The organism is Methylobacterium cerastii (genome assembly GCF_022179125.1).
Taxonomy (GTDB): domain Bacteria; phylum Pseudomonadota; class Alphaproteobacteria; order Rhizobiales; family Beijerinckiaceae; genus Methylobacterium; species Methylobacterium cerastii.
This window is the reverse complement of sequence record NZ_BPQG01000004.1, coordinates 20,330-42,384: the sequence shown is the minus strand read 5'-3', so window position 1 is coordinate 42,384 and position 22,055 is coordinate 20,330. Positions and strand designations below refer to the sequence as shown.

The following is a 22,055-nucleotide window of genomic DNA, read 5'->3' as shown; positions in this document are numbered from 1 at the left end:
GGGCCGCGACATGCGCCTCTGGACCCTTTCCGACCTACACCAGGAACGCGCGACCAACGCCTGGGACCCGGCGGCGCACGCGCCGGCCGGGGGCTTCGACGTGGTCGTCATCGCCGGCGACGTGCACGTCCCGCTCGTGCGCTCGCTCGAATGGATCGCCGAACGTTTCCTCGGGGTCCCGGTCGTGTACGTGCCGGGCAACCACGACTTCTGGTGGGACCGTGGCGAGGACCGATACACCCTTTCCGACCAGGTCTCGCGCGGGCGGGCGGCCGCCGATCGCCTCGGTGTCCACCCGCTGATGGATGCCGCCGTCACGATCGGCGACATCCACTTCGTCGGGTCGACCCTGTGGACCGATTTCCGCCTCGGCGCCTTCGGCCTGCTCCACGGCCTGCGGTCGGCCGGCGGGCGCGAGGGCATGAACGATTATCGCCGGATCCGCACCGGGCCGACCTCCCGGCACCGCATCCAGCCCGAGGACGTGCTGCGCCTGCACCGCGCGAGCCGGCCCTTCGTCCAAGGTGCGATCCGGCCGGCGCCGGAGCGCACCGTCGTCGTCTCGCACCATGCGCCGAGCCGACGGAGCCTGCCCCCGCAGCCGGACCTGGCGTGGTGCTACGCCAGCGACCTCGAAGACGTCATCGAGGCGTCCCGCCCGACCCTCTGGATCCATGGGCATGTCCACCGGCACGCCGATTACGAGCTGTTCGATACCCGCATCGTCTGCAACGCCCGGGGCCATACCGACGAGGAGGCGGGCTTCATTTCCGACCTCGTCGTCGAGGTCCCCCGACCGCGGCACGATGCGGCATCCCTCACGCCCTCGACCGAAAAGGAAGGATCCGACCGATGATCAGCGTCCACGACGACCTCCATCTCGCGGTGGAATTCATCAACAGGGCCGCAGTCCTTCGCGACGAGCTGGGCATCGCGGCTTACCGCAAGGCCATGCACCAGGCCCTCGTCGCCCTCGGCGACACCGTGATCGCGGAGGCGGAGCGCATGGCCGGAACCTCCGCCCGTGCCAGGGCCCCGAGCGGCGTCGTGGTGCCGTTCGGCAGGACGTCGCGGGCGGTCCGACGCCAGGGGGACACGCCCGATACGGACGGGTCCAAACGACGGTCGGGCCCAGACGGATCCTTCCACCCGGCCGCCATGACGGGCCCGGACCCACTCAGCAGTCGGGCGGTCGCGTAAGGTCTTCCGATCCGCCTCGACTTGGCTTCGTCCCCGTTATCCACCGAAGTTCTTAAAACTACCCGTCTCTGCACTTTCGTCTTGACGCGGATTACTTCGATCTCGTAGTATCTACCTATCGCCGATCAGGCGACCTACGCTCCCGCCGTCGGCCGGAGCCCATCCCGCCCTCGGAGCTGATGCTCGGGCGGACCCGCCCCCAGAGGCACACCATGACCCTTCGCCCCCACGCGCCGAAACGCGCGCCCCGGCCTGTCCCCAGGCCGGCCCGGTCCGTCGGCATCGCCGCCCGGCCGCGCCCTCCCCGCACGACCCCCATTCCCCACGAGGCCTGACCGGCGCCGCGATCGCGGCCGGCTGCCTCGCCCCGGAGGCAGCCATGTCGAATTCCCTCATCGCCCATGCCAAGCGCGTCGCCGCCCAGGCCGCCCTCGATTTCAACGAGGAACACCACCCCGCGGACGACGCCGATACCGTCTACGTCCGGGCCGGTCTCGCCGGTTGCCGGGACGCCCGGGAAGCACTGCCTGTTGCGGCCCTGCTCGACGCCCTCGGCCCGGCGGGCCTGCGGCGCATCCGGGAGGAGGAGGGCCTCGCCGTCGTCGTCGAGGTGCCGGGTCCCGATTGGTCGACGAAGATCCAGATGGCGCTCGGCGACCTAGCTGCCTTCGCACAGGTCATCGTCAGGACCGGCGCCAGGCAGGACCGCCCGACCGAGGGCAACGGGACGGTCGCATCCGCGCTGTCGCGGGGTGCCAGTATCGCAGGCGTCTGCCACGCTCCGGCCCGTTACCTACCGGCCACCCTCGTCCAGGCCGCCGACCTGGTCGTCCGCATCGGGCCGCCGTCGAATCGGGTCGTCGCCGACGTGATCAAGGCGGTGACCGGCAAGCGGGCACGCCGGCTGCCGCCCGCCGTCGCCGCCGGCCTCTCGTTCGACGACATCACCGCGTCGATCAGGATGGGCACCTCGCCGGCGACCTGCATCGCACGGCTCCAGGCTTCCGCCCGCGCCCTCTCGGGCGGCGACGCGCTCGGCGAGGACGTCCCTGACCTTGCCTCTCTCTACGGCTACGGAGCTGCGATGTCGTTCGCCCTCGCGCTCGTGCGCGACCTCGACGAATGGCGAGCCGGACGTCTGGAATTCTCCCAGATCTCCAAGAACTGCACGCTGTACTCGGAACCTGGCCTTGGTAAGTCCAGCCTCATCCGCAGTCTCGCAAAGGCGGCTCGGGTCCCGCTTGTCTCGGCGAGCGTAGCCGAACTCTTCACCTCGTCTTCCGGTCATCTGGACGGCGTGCTCAAGGCGTGGGAGGCGAAGGTCGCGCAAGCCGCCGCTATAGCACCTAGTATTCTGTTCCTAGACGAAATAGACAGTATTCCTAACAGAGCAACCATGGATAATCGTGCTAGAGATTGGTGGAGTCCATTCGTTAACTCAGTGCTTGCAAGTATTGACTCAACGACATCCGATATAACCTCGAAGGTTATTGTAATCGGGGCGACAAACCACATCAATATGCTTGACGCGGCCCTGATCCGTCCGGGCCGGCTTCATCCGGTGATCCGGATCGACCGGCCGGACAAGGATGCCCTCGTGGGGATCATGCGACAGCACCTTGGGATCGACCTCCAGGAGGCCGACCTCTCCGGCGTCGCCCAACTCGGTGCCGGGTCTACCGGTGCCGAGGTGACCGCTTGGATCAAGACCGCGCGCTCGCTCGCCCGCGCCGAAGGCCGTCGCATGGTCCTTGGCGACCTCATCGCGCAGGTGGCCCCGGCCGAGACGCGCACCCCCGCGGAGGTCCGGGCCATCGCCACCCACGAGGCGGCGCATTGCGTCTGCGCGGCGAGGCTCCACGTCGCGTCGATGACCTCGGTCACGATCGCGGACCGCAGGTCGAGCGAGGGGGCCGCGCGGGGGATCATGACCCCGAGGGCGTTCCTCACGAAGACGCAACTTGAGAACGTCGCCGTGGTAGCCCTCGCCGGCCGCGCGATGGACGCCCTCGTCGGGGCGCCCCACACCGGGGCGGGCGGCGGTCGCGGCTCCGACCTGGACCGCGCGACGGGGATCGTGGTGTCGCTGCACACGGAGTTCGGCCTCGGCGACCACCTCGCCTACCGCGGCGGCAACGCCGAGGACGCCATGCGCACGGACCCGGCACTGCGCCGCACGGTCGAGGCCGACCTGCTTCGGCTCTACGCACAGGCGACCGATCTCGTCCGGGAGAACAGGGGGGTGATCGAGGTCCTGGCGAACCGGCTCGTCGAGGCCCGGGTGCTCTCGGGCGATGAGATCCGCACGATCATCGAGGCCGGGTCCACCGCAAGGGGCCGCCGACGCCGGGGAGGCCACCATGCCGCCCGTTGATCCCGACCGCGACGGCAGGGGTAACCTCGGAGCCCACGGCGTCGCGACGCGATGCAAAATCAGGGTCGATGACAGCCGTCCCGACGACACCGCCGCGCCCGGTGTTCGGAGCCGATGTTCCTGGCCGGGCGAGGCCACCGACCGTCCGGAGTGGCGATCGGCGGCCTCGCAATGCAAATAAGGCGCCTCGGAGCTAAAAAAGCAGTCGCGGTTTGCCCGGTTTTCCGGTGTCCGCCGCGATCCATGGATCGAAGGATCGGCGCAGAAAATCCCGTCTCAATGGATTCAAGGGCTTAGGGCCAGGGAATCGGACGGCCTCGGACCTCGGTTTGAGCGGCGGGAATGCCCGAACTAAGGATAAAGTTGTCTATCCTTCGATTTCGGAAAAGACCTTCAATAACAAAGGTTTACGCGATACTATGATCGCCGATTCGACGCCTGGTCGAGGCCCTTGCATTCCTGTCAAGGCCCTGTAGCAGGGCCTGGCGGCACGGGGCTCCCGGCCGGCGCATACGGCGCAAGGGGAGAACGAGGATGTAGGACGAACCATCGAACCCAAGGCCCGATCCCAGGCGAGCGAAAGCCCCGCCGGCGGACCAACGGGGCTTTCGTCTGCAGAGCAGTCGATCACGGCGCACGGTTACGAAGCGACCGCCGTGATCGAGGGCAGGCTGACCGAACAGGACTGCGCACCCTCTTTAGAGGGTCACCGAATCCGGGTCAATCCCGGCTGCGGGCGGACGACCCATGCCGGTCGCCCTCCCGTGGGGATCGCCAGGCCTCGTTCAGACGGGGCCGGGGACGATCCGGTGAAGGCCCGCCGCGCGCCACGACGAAGCGACGTGTGCGGCGGGTCCGGTGAAACAGCCCCGCAGGGGCAAGCAAGGAAGACCGAACATGTACGCGAGTGAAAGCCGCGCCCCCGAGCGGGAGTGCGATCGGGGAGCCATGCCCGGCGGATGGCACGCCGGCGTCGAGATCGTCTTCGAGATCGGCAAGGCGTTCAAGCTGCCGGAAGTGGCCGAGACGCTCGGGATCAGCCTGCGCCAGGTCCAGGGCCACGTCACAGACGGCACGCTGGTGGCCGTGAACGTCGGCCGCGGGATCGTGCGGCGCGATCTCCGGGTGATGGAGGAGGCCATCGAGGACTTCGCCCGCAGCCGGAAGGTGGCCCCCCGGGGCATCCCCCCGAGGCTGTCCGCCCGCGCGCCCCGGCGCATCGCCGTCCGCAACCGAAACGGAGGGATCTGAGCCATGGCGACGAGGAAGCAGCAGCCGGAGCCCGAGCTCACCCGCGAGCGCAAGGGCAGCCCCTACCGGCACTACGACTTCAAGGTCGGCGGGTTCCGCCACTGCGGATCGACCAAGCGGAAGAAGGATGACATCGCGGGTGCGGAGAGGGTCGCCAGGGCCCTCCGCAACAGGCTCCTCGACGAGGAGGCGGCCCGGCGCGTGGCTCCCGCTCCCGATCCCGACGACATCGACATGACCTGGGAGGAGGCGGTGGCGTCGTACCGCGACAACGCCGGCGACTACCCCTCCTACGTCGGCGAGAGACCGTATTTCGCATGGCTCAAGGTCAGGATCGGCGACCTGTCCGTACGGGCGATCGACAACGCCAAGCTCGCCGAGCTCATCGCCGAGCGACGGAAGAAGCGGCGGTTCGACCGTCCCAACCTCGGCAGGATCTCGAACGCCGCCGTGAACAACAGCGTGACGCACATGATCCAGAAGGTGCTGCGGCACGCCAAGGTCAGAGGGGTGTCGCTGCGAAGGGAGCCCCACTACAAGGACCACCTCCTGAGCGTGGCGCCGCGCGAACGCGAGATGGTGATCGACGAGGAGATGATCCTCGAAGGCATCCGTCCCGATGTATGGCCGTACGTCAGGTTCGTCCTGGAGACCGGCCTTCGAAAGAGGGCGTCGCTGATCGAGAAGAAGCAGGTGCACTGGCGGCAGGGCGTGATCCATGTCGTCGGGAAGGGTGGCAAGTTCCAGCAGGTGGAAATCACCCCCGAGGTCGCGGAGATCCTCAAGGCCGAATGGCACAAGCATCCGACCCACGTGTTCACCTTCCGGATGACGCGGGACGGCAGGCATCCCGTCACCAAGCAAATGCGCATCGAGGGGGAATGTGTCCCGCTGTCTTACAACAGCATCACCGAGATCTGGCGTAACATCTGTGATCGCGCCGGTGTGACCGACCTTCGCATCCATGACATCCGCAAGACCACGGGCGCGCGGATCGTCAGGACGACGGGGGACCTCAAGGCGGCCTCGAAGGTGCTGAACCACTCCGACATCTCGACGACGGCAAGGCACTACGCGTACATCACCACCGACGATATCCGTCGGCGTCTGGCCCAGACGGCTGCGGAAACCCGCAGGCTCAGGGACGCGTGGACGCCCGGACCGAACGATGGTTCGGAGCCGCACCCGGGCTGAGAGACCGTCAAGGAACGACGATGAAACGCAAAACGCCCGGCGAGTTCTCTCGCCGGGCGTTTTGCCATTCGCAACGCAGCCCGATCCATGATCTGACCACCCCCCTCTCCGTCCGTGCCTCACCACCGAGGGGACCGGACGGTCCATTGGCCCGCCCCCCCATTGAAGTGGTTCATCGCCGAGTTTGATGGATCAGGCTGCGAGCAGGAGGCGACGGCGCAGGAGGTCGAGCTTGGCGCGGCCGTACATGGAGCGATTCAGCAGCTTGAGGCGATCGGCCTGGCCTTCGGCTTGCCCACAGCAACAGCACATGTAGAGGCCGGCGCGGTCGGCGGCCCCATCCTGCCCGCGACTGGTGGCGAAGCCCTCGACCACCCGCTCGCCGCCCGTGAGGGCCTCGCCCGACCACGCGCCGAAGGCGGGGATTGTGCCGGGCTCCACCCACGCGCCGCCGTGGCGACCGCCGCTGCAGCCTCTTGGTAGAGTTCGCCCGGATCGCGAAAGAGGTGCCGGGATAGCTGCTTCGGTGGGGGACAGCGGCGGGGGCGACGCCGGAGCGGCCGTCCGGGCATGGGGCAGCGTCCGGTAACGCCCGGCCGTGGTCCTGACCGGACGCGTACGTCCCTCGCTCGGCCGGTGCTGGATCTGCTTCACGGTGCCGTGGAAGCCGGGCTCCCGGAGCTTGCGCCGGAGCCGCACGGCGCTCTCGCAGCCTTCAGCGAGGCCGGCGTGGGAATGATCGAGACGGGGGTCAAGGTGGCCGCGCCCCGGTCCGGGCCGGCCGTGGCGCGGGAAGCGTTCGGCGAACGCGCACCTGCGCACCGTGCCGCGGGCCGGTCTCGCGGTTGATCTATCGCAGCGACTGTCCGGCCGCCCGGCGGCGGCAGACGTCGTAGAGCCTCTCCCACCGCTCGGCCGCCGCGGCACGGGCGAGCGCCTGCGTGTGGGCCAGCGAGTAGGCTTTGATCCGGCGGGTCGAGGGAAACGGGGTCTAGATTGGCGGCAGCTGCTCCCGACGGGGATGGACGCGGTCAAACCAGCGCCCGACCATCTGCCGTGCGTCGAACAGGAGGTGCCACCGATCGACGACCTGCACGGCTTCAGGCGCGCCCAGCGTGGTGCGGCGGGCGTACTCGGTCGAGCGGTCGCGCTCCACAAGCCGGCCCCCCGGGGCTCGCGGCGGAGCCAGGCCGCCGAGGTCTCGGCCGAGCGATCGGGCAGCAGGTCGATGGGCTGTGGACGTTCGATATCGACTACGTTGGTGCCATAGGTCGGGCCATTGCGCAGCGCCCAGTCATCGACGCCGACGATGCAGGGTGGAACCGCGTTCGGCGGCGGCAGTCGCCGGATCGTTCGCAACATCGCCCGGGCAAGCGACGGTGTGAATGCTTTTCCATTCGGCATCCTTTTACGTGCCCCGCGGCGGTCGTCGGAGGCCCGGATCGTGCGTTGGGATTGCGTGACTTTTGCGTGACCCCAGGTGCTTTTCGGTGCCGTTCCATGCTTTTAAACGCGATGCCGGACCCGCGTCACACGGTGGGCAACCAGGGTGTTACCCATGGAACCTGCGGCCAAAATTCTGGCTAAGCGCCTCATCCAATTGGTCTTTTCCACCTCGTTCGGAGCACCGGACTGGTGGATCGATAATTATCGATCGAAGAGCGATTAAAACCCAACATGGAGCAATCCATTATGTGGTTCAAGAATTCACCAGTAATTTGAATATCTTAGCGCAATATAGAATGGCTGCGTGATTTTTGCGGGACTCGTGGCTCGTGATCGACCACCTGACCCTCAAAGCATTCCACGTCGTCTGCATCCGCTTTCCGGGCCCGACGACGCAAACGTTGGATGGTCTTGAAAGCCATCACACGCATCGATCGCGACCGTCGTGACGGTCCCCCCGTCTCCAAGTGCGATCGCCCAACTGGAATGGTCTCGTGGTGGGGCCTGACGGCACGTCCGGATCGATGTCGCACAGGGGCCAGGCGCTCGACCCGACACGCTCCAGCGGGTCCCGAACACCAACGTCTCATCGCCCATCGAATGGCCGATCCTCAGGGGCCGGCCGTACCCCGCCCCCACAAAGCCTCCCGGCGACAGCTTGCTGTCGTCATCACGCCGGAATGGCGCATTCAGGTCAGAATAATGACTGCATGCTGTCGTGACAGCATGCAGTCATTTCATCCCACCCCGAAGCGATCCGTCAACGGGATCTCAACGCCGTGCTGTCATGACAGCACGGCGCATCAGTCCGGGATCGAACATCGCATGCCGAAAGCGAGACCAAGATCGCGCAACGAAAAGGTGATGGTTTACCTGGCGCCCGCCACGAGGCGCCTCATGGCCGTGGCGGCGGCCGAGCGGAGGCTCAAGATCAGCACCGTCTACGAAGAAGCGGCCACGGAATATCTCAAGTCGCGGCCACCGGGGGCGACGAAGTCCGATGACGCCATGACGGCTCCGCTCACCCAATCCAAGGACGTCTGGCCGGAGGGCGCCGCAGCCGCAATCCTGAAGAAGCTCGATAACTGCCAGCACTTCATCCAGGAGATCAATGCGAACACCGCCGGCCTCATTCCGATGGTCGATGCGCGGGCCCTCGCCGTCGTCATCGCCGCCCTGGCGAAGGCCGGCCAAGAAGGCATTGGCACGCCGGAAGTCCGCACGTTGCTGAACCGCTCGGCCTTCACCAACATCAAGACAACCATCGTGCGCGACGTCCTCGTCCGGGCGGGGGTGGCCAGTTATGCCGACGGGCGTTTGTTCATGACGGACGTCGGCGCCGCAACGATCGATCGGCCCGTATGATCCCGGGGAAGGCGCCTGAGCCTCCCCCGACGCACCCGCGGGCATCGCCAAGGCAGGGATTAGTTCACGCCCTGCCGGCACGGCCCCGTGGAAGCCTTGGCCGACCGCTCGATCCCCGGGCGGCATGACCAGATCGATCGGGCCCAGCCCGCCTCATGAACCGCCCCCGGTGCAACCACGGCCAATGGCATGCGTACACATCCCCATGCCGGGGGTGGCGGCGATACCGTGGTTCCCTCCTCGCCTTTTCGGCCTATAATCGCTATATGACCAGTCATAGATATCGAAAGTAGGATTTCTGCGATGGTGGCGACGCCGATCGGCAAGGGTGGGGTCCGTGAGGGCGTGCACGGTCGTGTCCGACAGGGTCTCCATGCCTCCGCGACACTCGACGCGATCGCCGAGGACGCGACCCATGTCACCGTCGATGTCTCCGTCCACGGAGGACTTGCCGACATCGGCCCGCTCCACAGGGTCGTTGTGGCATCACTCAAGCCCTCGGGGACCAACGCGACCAAGGCGACGACGAAGGCCGTGCATTCGGCTCTCAGGAGCGCCGCGGCCGACTTCCTGGGGCGCGCCTTCGCGAACGAGTTCAGGAAGGTCGTCGACGCCTATCGCGTCATGTTGCGAGAGAGCCTCGTCAAGGGGGAGGACCCGGCGCTCAAGGCGGCGCTCAACCGCGCACGGCTCCAGGAGCGCATCCTGGCCGATACGTCGATGGTCGAGCAGGCGGAGGCGTGCACGCTGCTCGGGTTGTCGACGGCCAATCCGTCGGCCACGATGAAGCGGAAGGAGGACGGTCACGAGGTCCTGCGGTTCACGACCGATGGCCGGGCCGTCTACCCGCTCTTCCAGTTCGACGTGGAGGGCCGCCGGCTGCACCCGGCCATGGCGCAGCTGATCGCGAGGAAGCCGAAGGGGTGGAGCGATTTCCGCCTCCTCCACTGGTTGACCCGGCCTCATCTCGACATGGACGGAACCCCGGCCGAGGCGCTCGGGACCGACGCGCAAGGCGTCCTCGCGGCGTTCGAGCGCGAGATCGACCCCCCGGTGCATGGCTGATGAGGTTCGACCTCGCGATACCCGACCCGTCGACGATGCGGGTGGGGAAGGAGGCCTACGTCGACCTGCGCACGGGGACCGAACTCCATCGCATCCACCCGACCGCATTCCTACCCGAACAGTTCAACGACACCGCCAGGGGCAACGCACGCTTCTCCCCGATACGGGATACGGCCGGCGTCATCATCCCGACGATCTATGGCGCCGAAAGCTTCGAGTGCGCGGCCTGCGAGATCATCCTCCGCTGCCCCGACGTGCCGCCCGTCGCGCCCACCGCGGGTCCCGCACGCCTGCAAATCGTCTTTCCCAGGGATTTCTCCGGGCATAGCCACAGCGTCGTGCGGACGACGGTCGACCTGCATCTCGTCGATCTCACCGGGGCCGGACAGCGGCAGGTCGGGATCGACAGGAACGCCCTCGTGACGGGTCCGACGAGCACCTACCCGAGGACCCGCGGCTGGGCCGAGCACGTGCATACAGGATGCCCCGGAGCCCACGGGCTGTACTACAGCTCCGTGCAATGGAGCCCGCACTTCGCCGTCGTCCTGTTCGGGGACAGGCTACCCGCCGGGGCATTGACGCCGGCATCCACCCGCCCCGTGGCCGACCCTGCGTGCCATGACGACGTCCGCGTCCTCGCGGCACGCCTGTCCATCGACTACGAGGACGTCTGAACCGCCTCCCGCCCAGGTCGGCGGACGGCACGCATGCAATCGTCAGCCTCCGCCACCGGACCACGTGGAAGTCCGGCTTCGACCGCACACGGTACGTCCGGTTCCCCCGCGGAGCGGCGGGGCATGGTTAAGGTTCCTGTGGATCGAGTGGTCGGGACCGCCGATCCAGCGAACGATTGCCCACGCCCTACTAGACAGCAATCTTGCGATCCGAACGCGATCGGTAAATAAGCACTCACCACGACAGGAGCTTTCCATGAAACGCATAGGCCGTCCTTCGCCCCCCTGAATTCCGGAGTGCAGACGACCCATGCGTCGAGCCTCCGCGCACTTGCGAGGAGCTCGAAATGCCGCCCCGAACCCTGTTCACGGCCGACCATCACGTCGGACATCGCCAGATCCTCAGCCCCAGGATGGCGCTGAACCGACCGTTCGAGACCATCGAGGAACACGACGAGACCCTCGTCGCCCGGTGGAACGCCGCCGTGCGCCCCGAGGACACGGTCTGGCACCTCGGCGACTTCTGCTACCGCTGCCCCGAGGCCCACGCGCGCACGATCCTTTCGCGGCTGAGGGGTCGTATCTTCCTGGTTCGCGGCAACCACGACCGCATCGGCGCCAGGCTGCAGTGGGCCGGACCCGTCGTCGACGTGGCCCGCGTCGTCGTCCAGAACCGCGACGGCACCCCCCAGGGGCTGTTCCTGAGCCACTACGCCCACCGGGTCTGGCCGCGGATGCACCGTGGCGACATCCACCTTTTCGGACACTCCCACGGCAGCCTGCCCGGCACCGCCGCCAGCACCGACGTCGGCGTCGACTGCTTCGATTACCGCCCCGTCACCCTCGAAGAGATCCGCGTGCGCCTCGCCGAGAACGCCGACGCCCTCTCGCGTGTACCGGCTTCGAGCCACGACCAAGGCCGCGGGCACGACGAACGATCGACGGAAGTGATGACATGATCCGCGTCCTGCACACCGGCGACTGGCACATCGGGCAGACCCTGCGGGGTTTTTTGCGCGAGCATGAACATGCGCGGGTGTTCGACGCGCTCGTCGCCCTCGTCGAGGAACGGGAGCCGGACGCCTTGGTGATGGCCGGCGACGTCTTCGACAGCCAGAACCCGTCCGGCGAGGCCCAGCGCCTGTTCTACGAGACACTGGTGCGCCTGCATCAGGCCCGGCCCGCGATGACGATCGTGGTCACCGCCGGCAACCACGACGCGGCCGGCCGGCTGGAGGCGCCGCGCGCCCTCCTCGATGCGATCGGCGTCCATGTCGTCGGCAACGTGCGGCGGCCGGGCGGCGCCATCGACCTCTCGCGCCACCTCGTGCCGATCCGCAAGGACGGCGCGGTGGCGGGCCACGTGCTCGGCGTCTCCTACCCCACTGCCGCCTGCCTGCCCGGCCTCACCGCCGGCCGCGTCCGCGACGAGGCCGGGTCGCCCATCGTTCGGGCGGTGCGCGACCTCTACGCCGCGCTGCACGAGGCGGCCCGCCCCGAACTGGCGGGGCTGCCATACATCGTCACCGGGCACCTTCACGTCGCCGGTGGGCTGGAATCGGAGGGAGCTGAACGCCGGATTTTGGTGGGCGGCGAGCACGCGGTCCCGCCCGACGTATTCCCGGAGGATGCCGACTACGTCGCCCTGGGGCACCTTCATCGCGCACAGGAAGTCGGCCGACCCATCGTACGCTACTCCGGCTCCCTCATCCCGCTATCAGCCACGGAACTGGCCTACCGCCACGGGGTCAGCCTCGTCACCATCGGCGATGGCCCGGCACGGACGGAACACGTCGTCATCGACCGGCCCGTCCTCTTCCTGCGGCTGCCGGAAGCGGGCGACATGGCGTTGGGCGAACTCGGGGACCGGCTGGCGGCCCTCGACCTCGATCCCGGCCTGCCGGTCGAGGCCCGGCCCTTCCTCCAGATCCGGCTCGCCCGCGCCGGATTGCCGGCCGGCTACCGGGCCGAGGTCGATCGGATCGCCGAGCGGTTCCCGGTGAGGGTCGTCGACGTCCGGGTCGCGAGCGTCGATGCCCCGTCGCCCGACCTCGCGCCGGTGGGCGGTCCCATGGTCCGCCTCGCCGAGCGGGACCCGGAAGACCTGTTCCGCATGGCCTTCCTCCAGACCCATGGGGTCGAGCCGGCCGCCCCGCACCTCGACGTGTTCCATCGCGCCAGGGCAGGCGCATGAACCGTCCGCAAGCCCGGGCTTGACCGATGCGCATCCTCGCGATCCGCGGCGCGAACCTCGCGAGCCTCGCCGCGCCGTTCGACATCGACCTCGACGGCGGCCCGCTCGGCGCCACCGGCATCTTCGCGATCACCGGGGAGACCGGCGCCGGCAAGTCGACCATCCTCGACGCGCTGTGTCTCGCCCTCTACGGCCGGTTTCCCCGCGTGAGCGCCGGACGCAACGAGGACGTACCCGATCCGGGTGGCCAGGCCATCAACTCCGGCGATCCGCGCGCCATCCTCCGGCGCGGTGCCGGCGAGGGCTTCGCCGAGGTCGACTTCCTCGGCCGGGACGGTGTCGCCTACCGCGCCCGGTGGACGGTCTACCGGGCCCGGAACCGGGCCAACGGACGCCTTCAGGCCGAGACCCGGATCCTGTCCCGGATCGAGGACGGCGCCGCGGTCGCCACCGGCAAGACCGCGGTCAACGAGGCCGTCGTCGCCCGAACCGACCTGACCTTCGACCAGTTCCGGCGCACGGTCGTCCTGGCCCAGGGCGAATTCGACGCCTTCCTCCTTGCCGGCGAGGGGGATCGCGCCGACCTGCTGGAGAAGATCACCGGGACGCAGGTCTACACGGAGATCTCGAAGCGGGTCCGCGCCGGCGCCGACGAACGTCGGGCGGCGTTTGCCATCCTCGTCGCGCGACACGACGCCATCGGTCTCCTCGACGTGGCGGAACGACGGGAGAGGACGGCCGAACGCGACGTGATCGACGCGGCGATGCCGGCTCTCGCGACCGAGCATGGATCCCATCTCACCGCCCTCGACCATGCCCGCCGGTCGGCGGCGGCCGAGGCGCGGTTCGCCGAGGCGGCCGTACTGGTCGAGCAGGCCGCCTCCGCCGTCCGGGACGGCCGCGACGACGCCGTGAGGCTCGCCGAGATCGAGGCCGTCGAACCCTCAAGGCGCCCGGCGGATGCCATGACGGCGGCCGAGGCCGAACTCGCTGCGGCAGAGGGCGTCCTGGAAACCGCCGTGGCTGACGTCGACGCCACCGGGGCGGCCCTTGCGGAGGTCCGGACGGGATTGGCGACGGCACGCGCGGCCGACGAGGCGGGCGAAGCGGATTACCGGGGTTTCACGCCGACCTGGGGCGCGGCCGGCGTTCTGGACGCCCGCATCGTGGAACTCGCCCGCGAGGCGGATGCGGCCACCGCCGGGGCCAAGGACGCGACGGCGAACCTCGACGGGGCCAGGGCCCGGAGATGCGATCTCGACAAGGCCTACGACGCGTTGTCGGCATCGCGTGATGAGACGGCCCGGCGGATCGTGGCGGACGCGGCCATGGCGCCGCTCGCCGACGGGGCGGCGGAGATCGCCGGGCTGTTCGAGAAGCGGACGGCCCTGGCCCTCGAACGCGACGCCGCCCTGGTGGCCCTCGCGGACGCGGAGACCCGGATCGGCGAGGCCGACGCCGCGACCGCCTCGGCAGCCGAGCAGGCGGCCTCGGCCCGCGAGGCCCGCGACCGGCACATCGTCGACCGGGCCAACCGGGAGGAGGAACATCGCGGCCTCGATGTCGAGGGCGCCGAGGCGGGCCATGCCCATCTCCGAACCCTCATGGAGCGTCTGGCGGCCGTCTCCGACCTGGCGCGACGCCATGACCGGGCCGGGGCCGAACTGGCCCGTGCACGCGCGGGCCAGGCCGATGCCGGTGCGCTCCGCGAGGCGACCGAGGCGCTGCGCATTGAGGCGGAAACCGCACGAGGCCAGGCAACACGTGCCCGGATGGAGATCGCGGCGATGGCGGACCTCGCCGAGCGCGGAGCATCGGCCGAGGCCGCGGCCCTGCGCAGCGTCCTCGTCGACGGCCGCCCCTGCCCGGTCTGCGGCTCGACGAGCCATCCCGTCGACGATGGCCACGGCGGCGACGCGTTGACCCGGCTGGCCGAGACCATGCGCGGCCGGCGATCCGAGATCGACGCCGAACTGGCCCGCGCCGATGCCGCCTTCGCCGAAGCCGTAGCCGCGCGGTCGGACGCGTCCGCAAGGTTCGACGCCGCCGCACGGGATGGGGCGCAGGCAGGCTCGACCCTCACGGATTGTGCCGAGGCCTACGCCGGACACCTGCCCGGCCTCGCGTCGGCCTGCCTTTCGGCCGGGGTGCAGGAGCCACCACACACGCTGGGGCCGGGATCCGTCGATCGGCTCGGATCGATCGCCGAGGCCGCCGGAGCCGTGCGTGCCTCGCTTGCCGCGAGGCTCGAAAGGGCACGTGCCCTGTCCGGCGAGATCCGCGTCGCGGAGAAGGCCATCGCGGTCGCCGACGGCGTGATCGCCGCCGCGGATCGGCTGATCATGGCGGAGGCCGCCCCGCGCCAGGACGCGGCCCTCGCCGCCGAACGCGCCCGGACCCAGGCCACGGCGTCGACCGACCGGATCGCCTCCATCGTCCGCAAGCTCGGCCCGATCCTCGCCCCGGCGGGCCTCGACGAGGCGCAGCTTGCCTGCGACCCCGATGGCACGGCCCGTCGCATCGCCGGGCTCGGGACCGCCTACCGCGAGGCGCGGGAGAACCATCACGGCATCGTCTCGGCATTGAACGACCTCGTGCCGCGCAGGGCCGTGGCGACCGAGGCCGAGGCCACCGCCGCAATCCTTCGCGAAACGGCGGTGCGATCCGCCGATGACCGGGCGACGGCGCTCGTGGACGTGCGGCGGGATCGTGCCGGGCTTCTCGGTGGCGAACCGACCGACGGCCACCGCGATCGCGTCACGGCCGACCGCGACACGGCCCGCGAGAACCACCGCATGGCGCTTGAGGCGGCCGGCATCGCCGCCGCGCTCCATGCGACGGCCAACGGCGCCGCGGAGCATGCGGATGCACAACGCCGACGCGCCCGAAACGTCATGGGAGAGGCGCAGGGGCGGTTCCTGGCGTCGTGCGGCACCCGTGGCCCCGATGCCGTGCTTGCCCTCCTGGCGGTGCCCCTGGAGGCCGTCACGGCCCTGCGCGAGGCGCGGGACCGGCTGCTGCGGGCGTACGAGGCGGCCGAGGCGGGATTGGCCGCCCGTCGCACGGACGTCGACGCGCTGCGCGGCCTCCCGCCCGTCGACGTTCCGGGCACCGAGGCCGCCGCCGCCGCGGTCGCCGAGGCCATCGCGACCCATCAACGGCGTCGGGGCGCACTCGACGCCGAGCTTGCCCGCGACGACGATGCCCTGGGCCAGGCCGCGAACCTCTCGGGGGAGATCGAGGCCGTGCGCGAGGGCCTCGACGCGTGGGAGATGGTCGACGCCGCCGTCGGCTCCGCGAACGGCGACAGGTTCCGGCGCTTCGCCCAAGGCGTGACGCTGGAGCACCTGGCGCATCTCGCGAACGAACAACTCCGCACCCTGAGCCCGCGTTACGCCCTCGTGCGCAGCCAGGGCACGGACCTCGCGCTGCACGTCCTCGACCGCGACATGGGCGACGAGCTTCGCGGAACGCGCAGCCTATCGGGCGGCGAGCGCTTCCTGGTGGCTCTCGCCCTGGCGCTGGCGCTCTCGGGCCTGGAGGGGCGAGCGGCCTTCGTCGACACCCTGTTCATCGACGAGGGCTTCGGGTCGCTCGATGCCGAGACCCTCGACGTCGCCATCGACGCCCTGGAAAGCCTCCAGGGCCAGGGTCGCCGGGTCGGCGTCATCACCCACGTCGCGGCGATGATCGATCGCATCGCGGTGCAGGTCCGCGTCGAGCGCCGGGGCAACGGGCGCAGCGTCGTACGGGTGACCGACGGTGCATAGCCCGGATATCCGAAGGGTAGGACATCGACCCGATCGGAAGCGGAAGCGATCCCTCCGGGACCGAACCGGGAATTCGGCGTTCCCCCCGGGGGCGCCGCCTCATGCCCCGGGTCCGGTATCGGGATCCTCGTCGTCCGTCTCGGATCCGTCGGGACGATCGCAAACCAAGACCGCTTCGTGAGCCCTTAAGCGTCCGACGAAACCCTCGTATCCGCACTTCGGCATGGCGGCCATGAAGTCCTCCCAACTTGGCGCCGAGCGGGTCAAGTTGGCCGGAGCATGCCGGGGGGGTATCGATTACGGCATCACGCTTCTCGTCGAATGGTTCGACGAGAAGCTCGTCTGAGATCGGCTACAGCCCGATGCGCCTACCGCAGCGTCGCTGTTTCCCCTGGCTTCAAGGGACGGTCCTCGGCGTCCGGATCGCTGATCGCGTTGAGGCGCCCCAGGTGCTCGAAGACGTGCTCGAAGGCGTCGGTGACGGCCTGCTCGAAGGAGCCGTCGCCCTTGCCCTGGGCCTGCTTGAGTGAGCTCAGCAGCTGCTGGTGCCGTTCGATATCGCTGGTCATGGGAAACCTCGTCGGCGGGGTGGGTCGGGGTACGGCAAGCCTCGATCCGTCGCAACGGTTCCGGCGCACGGTGTGCCTGAGACGGATCGAGAGCCGCACCGATCGCAGAAAGCGGCTCGTTCCGGCTGGTGCGACGCGTCGCGTTCGGCCAAGCTGTCCGTTGCGACCCACCGCGAAGTGTTCTAATTTTGTTCCTATGGCTCAGAGCTCGGCGATAGAGTGGACGGAGGCGACTTGGAACCCGGTGACGGGATGCACCAAGATCAGCTCCGGCTGCGACAACTGTTACGCGGCGCGGTTTTCCGAGCGCTTCCGCGGCGTTCCGAACCACCCGTTCGAGAGCGGCTTCGACCTGACGCTGCGTCCGGCGCGGCTTGAGCAGCCGTTGGCATGGCGGCGCCCGCGGATGATCTTCGTGAACTCGATGAGCGACCTGTTCCACAAGGACGTTCCGACGTCCTTCGTCGACCGCGTCTTCGACACGATGGAGCGGGCGGACTGGCACGAGTTCCAGATACTGACAAAGCGCAGCTCGCTGATGCGGGATTACGTCAACGCCCGCTACGTCTCGCGTCCCGTGCCGGCCCACATCTGGCTCGGCGTGTCGGTCGAGGACGGAACCAAGAAGTCCAGGGTCGCGCACCTGAGGGATACCAATGCCGCGGTGCGGTTCCTGTCCGTGGAGCCCTTGATCGGGCCGATCGGGACTTTAGATCTCATCGGCTTGCATTGGGTCATCGTCGGGGGCGAGAGCGGTCCCGGCGCCAGGCCCATGGAGAAGGCGTGGGTCGTGGACCTGCTGCGGCAGTGCGCGCGGGCCGACGTGCCGTTCTTCTTCAAGCAGTGGGGCGGGCGGTCGCCGAAGACGGGCGGTCGGCTGCTAGACGGGCGCGAGCACAACGGCTGGCCGAGGAACGCGCGCGCGGCTGTGTCCGCCGCCTTGTAGGGGCGATGGATGAAGCCGCAGCGGGTGACGTGGGCGCTTGAGGACCACACCAGGGCCAAGCACGAGATCCTGCGGCGCTACCTGCAGGCCTGGTTCCCGATCCTGGCGCTGGGAGGCTTCCCGCGCATGGTGTTCATCGACGGCTTCGCGGGCCCGGGCATCTACGACGACGGCAGCGACGGCTCCCCGCTGATCGCGCTGAAGGCGTTCCTCGACCAAGCCACACCGATCCGCGCCGAGTGCCACTTCCACTTCATCGAGAAGGACGAGGCCCGTGCGGACCGCCTGCACGGCTGCATCGGCACGCTGTTCGCGGCCCGGGCCAAGCCGCGCAACCTCCACGTGCGCGTTCATTCCGGTGAGGGCTTCGAGCAGGTCTACGCGGAGGCGCTGCGCGACCACCCCCGGAACGCGCCGGTCTTCGCGCTTGTCGATCCGTTCGGATGGAACGGCATGCCGATGACCGCCATGCGCGACCTGATGAACCGCGCCAGCGGCGAGGTCCTGGTCAACTTCATGTTCGAGGAGATCAACCGCTTCCTCACGCACCGCGACCAGCCGGACAACTTCGACGCGCTGTTCGGCTGCCCGGACTGGCGCAAGGTCACCGCCTTGCCACCGGCGCAGCGCAAGGCCGGCATCCGCGACCTCTATGCCGCCCAGCTCGTATCGATGGCCGGGGCCCGCTTCGTCCGGCATTTCGAGATGCGCAACGGGCGGGAGCGGACCGACTACTACCTGTTCTTCGCAACGAAGAACCAGAAGGGCCTGAAGAAGATGAAGGAGGCCATGTGGTCGGTCGACCAGCGGGGTGGGATGGCTTTCTCCGATGCGACCGATCCGGGCCAGCAGGTGCTGTTCGACGGCAGCGATCTCACGCAGCTTGAAGGCATTCTCGCGCGCCGGTTCTCAGGGGCGACGGCCGACGTTGACGAGATCGAACGCTTCGTGGTCGAGGAGACCGCTTTCCGGGAGACCCACTACAAGGGGATCCTGAAGGGGATGGAGGCGCGGGTCCCGGCCGCGATCCAGGTGGAGGCCTGCCGGGAGGGACGCCGGCGCGGGACCTATCCGGCCGGGACGCGCGTCCGGTTCGCCTGAGCCGGAAGGCCCCGTCGAGATCGGACGGGCCACGGGTGGCCCGAGCGTCCGGAACGGGCCGCATCGCCGCGGTATGGCCGACATCGACGCCTTCGCGCGACGCATCGCCGACGATGCCCTGTCGGGGCGCAACACGGCAGCCGTCGGCGACCTGTCCGCGAGGATTTCTCCGTCGTTCCCAGCGGCAGGGCCAAACACCGGACCATGCCTAACGAAGCCGCATGCCAAGCAACCGCAGCGCGTTGCCCGTGACGAGCACCGTGGCACCGGTGTCGGCCAGGATGGCCGGCCACAGCCCGGTGATGCCGGCGACGGTGGTGGCGAGGAACACGAGCTTCAGCCCCAGCGCGATGGCGATGTTCGCGCGGATGTTGGCCAGCGTCCTGCGGGAGAGCTCGATCATCCGCGCCACGTCGGCGACGCGCCCGTGCAGCACCGCGGCATCGGCCGCCTCCAACGCGACGTCGGTGCCCCCGCCCATCGCGATGCCGACGTCCGCGGCCGCGAGCGCCGGGGCGTCGTTGATGCCGTCCCCGACCTTCGCCACCACCGCACCGCCAGCCTGGAGTTCGCTCACGATCCGCTGCTTGTCCTCCGGCAGGAGCTCGGCCCGCGCCTCGATGCCGAGCGCCCCGGCCACCGCTCCGGCGGTGCGGGCATTGTCGCCGGTGAGCATGACCGCCGTTATGGCGGTTGCCGCCAGTCGATCGATTCCCGCCTTCGCGTCCGGCCGCGGCTCATCGCGCATGGCGATCAGGCCGGCCAACGACCCGTTCACGACGAGGGCGGATACCGTCTTGCCCGCGTCGTTCAGGGTGGAGACCTGCGCCGACTGCTCGGGTGTGAAGGCCGAGCGCGCCGCCGCCTCCCGCGGCGAGCCGAGGAAGAGATCGAGGCCGCCGACCTTGCCTGTCACGCCCTTGCCCCCGAGCGCCGTCGCCCCGAACGCCGGCGGCACCGGCGCCCCGACCTCCGCCGCCTTCGCCAGGACCGCCTTGGCGAGCGGGTGCGAGGAGCCGGCCTCCAACGCGGCGGCGAGCGAGAGCACGTCCCGCTCCGACCGGCCGAACGCCGCGACGTCAGTCACGACGGGGCTGCCCTCGGTCAGTGTGCCGGTCTTGTCGAAGGCGACCATAGTCACCGCGGCCAGCCGCTCCAGGACGGCGCCGCCCTTGATGAGCAGCCCGTGGCGGGCTCCGGCCGAGAGCCCGGCCGCGATGGCCGCCGGGGTCGAGATGACCAGCGCGCACGGGCAGCCGATCAGCAGGATGGCCAGCCCCTTGTAGACCCACTCGGCCCAGGAGGCGCCGACGACGAGGGGTGGCAGCACGGCGACGAGCGCCGCCACCGCGACCACCGCCGGGGTGTACACCCTGGCGACCCGGTCGATCAGGCGCTCGGTCGGAGCCTTCGCTTCCTGGGCCTCCTCGACCAGCCGGACGACCCGCGCGATGGTGTTGTCGCGCGCCGCCGCGGTCACCCGCACCCGCAGCGCGCCCTCGCCGTTCACGGTTCCGGCGAACACAGCATCGGCCGGCGCCTTGCGCCTCGGCACGCTCTCGCCGGTGACCGGCGCCTCGTCCACCGCGCTCTCGCCGGCGAGGACGGTCCCGTCGGCCGGGATGCGGTCCCCGGGCCGGACCAGCACGGTCGCGCCGACCCGCAGGCTCGCCGCGGGCACGCGCTCGGTCGTCCCCCCGGCCTCCAGCAGGGCGGTGTCCGGGACCAGCCCGGTGAGGCCGCGGATGCTCGCCCGGGCCCGGCCGGCGGCCACGCCCTCCAGCACCTCGCCGACCAGGAACAGGAACACGACCGTCGCCGCCTCCTCGGTCGCCCCGATCAGGGTCGCGCCGATGGCGGCCACGGACATCAGCGTCTCGATGGAGAACGGCGTCCCATGCCGGGCCGCGGAGATCGCGCGGCGGGCGATCGGCACCAGCCCGATCATCATGGCGGCGAGGAATGCCCAGCGCTCGGCCGCCGGCGCGGCCTGTCCGATGGCGTAAGCCAGCACCAGGGCCGTCCCGCAGGCGAACGCCAGCAACGCCTTCGGGGTACGCCACCAGGCCTGCTCGGGCCGCCCGGCATCCGACGCCACGGCGGCGGCGGGGTCCTCGGCGCCGTAGCCCAGGCTGCGGACCGTCGCCGCGATGGCGAGGGCGTCGGTGTCGGGACCGTGCCGCACCGTCAGGGTCTCGGTCGCCACCGAGACCTGTATCTCCTCGATTCCGGGCAGGCGCCGCACCGCGTTCTCGACCTTGGCGGCGCACGAGGCGCAATCCATCCCGGTCACGCGCAGGCGCGTCGAGGGGCTCAGGGTCCGGTCCAGGGTCGTCGCATCGCTCATGGCGGGTCCCTTCCGCATCTCTCCGGAAGACCCTACTTCCTCCAGCGACTAGAGGAGCAAGCGGCATGAAGCCCATCGCCATCGGGGAGTTGTCGCGACGCGCCGCGGTGAAGGTCCCCACGATCCGGTTCTACGAGGAACGTGGGCTCCTGCCGACGCCGGAGCGCACCGAGGGCAACCGCCGAACCTACGGCGAGGCGGATGTCCGGACGCTTCGGTTCATCCGGCACGCCCGCGAGCTCGGCTTCGAGATCGAGGACATCCGCGCCCTGCTCGACCTCGCCGGGCACCCCGAGCGTCCGTGCGGGGAGGCCGACGCCATCGCGCGCAAGCACCTCGCCGACATCGACGACAGGATCGCACGGCTGACAGGCCTCAGGCAGGAAATGAAGGCGATGGTCGAGCAATGCTCGGGCGGCGACGTCCGTGAATGCCGCATCATCGAGGTACTGGCCGACCACGGCGAGTGCCTGAGCGACCGCCATTGACCGGATCCGGAACGAACGCTTGCTCCTCCAGCCGCTAGAGGAGTTACCGAGCCGCGATCGCCGCGCCAAAC

General features: G+C 69.5%; 17 protein-coding genes and 1 pseudogene. 15 read left to right on the top strand and 3 right to left on the bottom strand.

Translation table 11 applies throughout. From position 1 onward, the window contains the following. Positions 1–10: 10 nt before the first annotated feature. The 5 genes from MFF13_RS00930 (at position 11) to MFF13_RS00910 (ending at position 6,019) form a co-directional block, all read left to right on the top strand. The gene (locus MFF13_RS00930) at positions 11–856 is read left to right on the top strand and encodes a metallophosphoesterase (RefSeq protein WP_238270172.1); all 846 of its coding nucleotides are present in this window, start codon (positions 11–13) and stop codon (positions 854–856) included. Further along, positions 853–1,200, top strand: a complete 348-nt coding sequence (locus tag MFF13_RS00925) for a hypothetical protein (RefSeq protein WP_147708300.1) — start codon at positions 853–855, stop codon at positions 1,198–1,200. Before MFF13_RS00930 ends, MFF13_RS00925 begins: the two co-directional genes overlap by 4 nt. A gap of 643 nt (positions 1,201–1,843) precedes the next feature. Further along, complete coding sequence (locus MFF13_RS00920; RefSeq protein ID WP_238270170.1) at positions 1,844–3,574, top strand: AAA family ATPase; 1,731 nt, start codon at positions 1,844–1,846, stop codon at positions 3,572–3,574. Between the two features lie 897 nt (positions 3,575–4,471). Beyond that, complete coding sequence (locus tag MFF13_RS00915) at positions 4,472–4,825, top strand: helix-turn-helix domain-containing protein (protein ID WP_147833089.1); 354 nt, start codon at positions 4,472–4,474, stop codon at positions 4,823–4,825. Positions 4,826–4,828: 3 nt separating this feature from the next. Next, on the top strand, positions 4,829–6,019 hold the full coding sequence (locus tag MFF13_RS00910) for a tyrosine-type recombinase/integrase (RefSeq protein ID WP_147708297.1): 1,191 nt from the start codon (positions 4,829–4,831) through the stop codon (positions 6,017–6,019). Positions 6,020–6,211: 192 nt separating this feature from the next. Here the strand turns inward: MFF13_RS00910 and MFF13_RS26520 are convergent. Beyond that, positions 6,212–7,399, bottom strand: a pseudogene (locus MFF13_RS26520) (transposase); the annotation flags it as partial. A gap of 930 nt (positions 7,400–8,329) precedes the next feature. Here MFF13_RS26520 and MFF13_RS00900 point away from each other — a divergent pair. The 7 genes from MFF13_RS00900 (at position 8,330) to MFF13_RS26325 (ending at position 16,879) form a co-directional block, all read left to right on the top strand. Continuing rightward, positions 8,330–8,830 carry a hypothetical protein gene (locus tag MFF13_RS00900; protein ID WP_238270168.1) on the top strand — a complete coding sequence of 167 codons (501 nt, stop codon included), beginning with the start codon at positions 8,330–8,332 and terminating at the stop codon, positions 8,828–8,830. Between the two features lie 303 nt (positions 8,831–9,133). Further along, complete coding sequence (locus MFF13_RS00895) at positions 9,134–9,895, top strand: hypothetical protein (protein ID WP_187272916.1); 762 nt, start codon at positions 9,134–9,136, stop codon at positions 9,893–9,895. Then, positions 9,895–10,569 (top strand): RES family NAD+ phosphorylase, encoded by a 675-nt coding sequence (locus MFF13_RS00890; protein ID WP_147708294.1) that lies wholly within the window; start codon positions 9,895–9,897, stop codon positions 10,567–10,569. The genes MFF13_RS00895 and MFF13_RS00890 overlap by 1 nt, the downstream gene beginning before the upstream one ends. 347 nt (positions 10,570–10,916) lie before the next feature. Then, positions 10,917–11,528, top strand: coding sequence for a metallophosphoesterase (locus MFF13_RS00885; protein WP_147708293.1), 612 nt, complete (start codon positions 10,917–10,919; stop codon positions 11,526–11,528). Beyond that, a complete protein-coding gene (locus MFF13_RS00880; RefSeq protein ID WP_147708292.1) occupies positions 11,525–12,763 on the top strand; it encodes an exonuclease SbcCD subunit D in 1,239 nt (412 codons plus the stop codon). The genes MFF13_RS00885 and MFF13_RS00880 overlap by 4 nt, the downstream gene beginning before the upstream one ends. 26 nt (positions 12,764–12,789) lie before the next feature. Further along, a complete protein-coding gene (locus MFF13_RS00875; protein ID WP_147708291.1) occupies positions 12,790–16,533 on the top strand; it encodes an AAA family ATPase in 3,744 nt (1,247 codons plus the stop codon). 223 nt (positions 16,534–16,756) lie between these two features. Beyond that, the gene (locus MFF13_RS26325; protein ID WP_283205803.1) at positions 16,757–16,879 is read left to right on the top strand and encodes a hypothetical protein; all 123 of its coding nucleotides are present in this window, start codon (positions 16,757–16,759) and stop codon (positions 16,877–16,879) included. A 22-nt stretch (positions 16,880–16,901) separates the two neighbouring features. On the opposite strand, the gene MFF13_RS00870 is transcribed toward MFF13_RS26325, so the two are convergent. After that, positions 16,902–17,102 (bottom strand): hypothetical protein, encoded by a 201-nt coding sequence (locus tag MFF13_RS00870; protein ID WP_147708290.1) that lies wholly within the window; start codon positions 17,100–17,102, stop codon positions 16,902–16,904. 196 nt (positions 17,103–17,298) lie between these two features. Between MFF13_RS00870 and MFF13_RS00865 the strand changes: the two genes are divergently transcribed. Beyond that, positions 17,299–18,048 carry a DUF5131 family protein gene (locus tag MFF13_RS00865; protein WP_147708289.1) on the top strand — a complete coding sequence of 250 codons (750 nt, stop codon included), beginning with the start codon at positions 17,299–17,301 and terminating at the stop codon, positions 18,046–18,048. Between the two features lie 9 nt (positions 18,049–18,057). Continuing rightward, positions 18,058–19,149 carry a three-Cys-motif partner protein TcmP gene (locus tag MFF13_RS00860; protein ID WP_147833497.1) on the top strand — a complete coding sequence of 364 codons (1,092 nt, stop codon included), beginning with the start codon at positions 18,058–18,060 and terminating at the stop codon, positions 19,147–19,149. A 208-nt stretch (positions 19,150–19,357) separates the two neighbouring features. Here the strand turns inward: MFF13_RS00860 and MFF13_RS00855 are convergent, their stop codons facing one another. After that, positions 19,358–21,496, bottom strand: coding sequence for a heavy metal translocating P-type ATPase (locus tag MFF13_RS00855; protein ID WP_147708287.1), 2,139 nt, complete (start codon positions 21,494–21,496; stop codon positions 19,358–19,360). A gap of 65 nt (positions 21,497–21,561) precedes the next feature. Between MFF13_RS00855 and MFF13_RS00850 the strand changes: the two genes are divergently transcribed. Further along, positions 21,562–21,984, top strand: a complete 423-nt coding sequence (locus MFF13_RS00850; protein ID WP_147708286.1) for a MerR family transcriptional regulator — start codon at positions 21,562–21,564, stop codon at positions 21,982–21,984. Positions 21,985–22,055 lie beyond the last annotated feature (71 nt).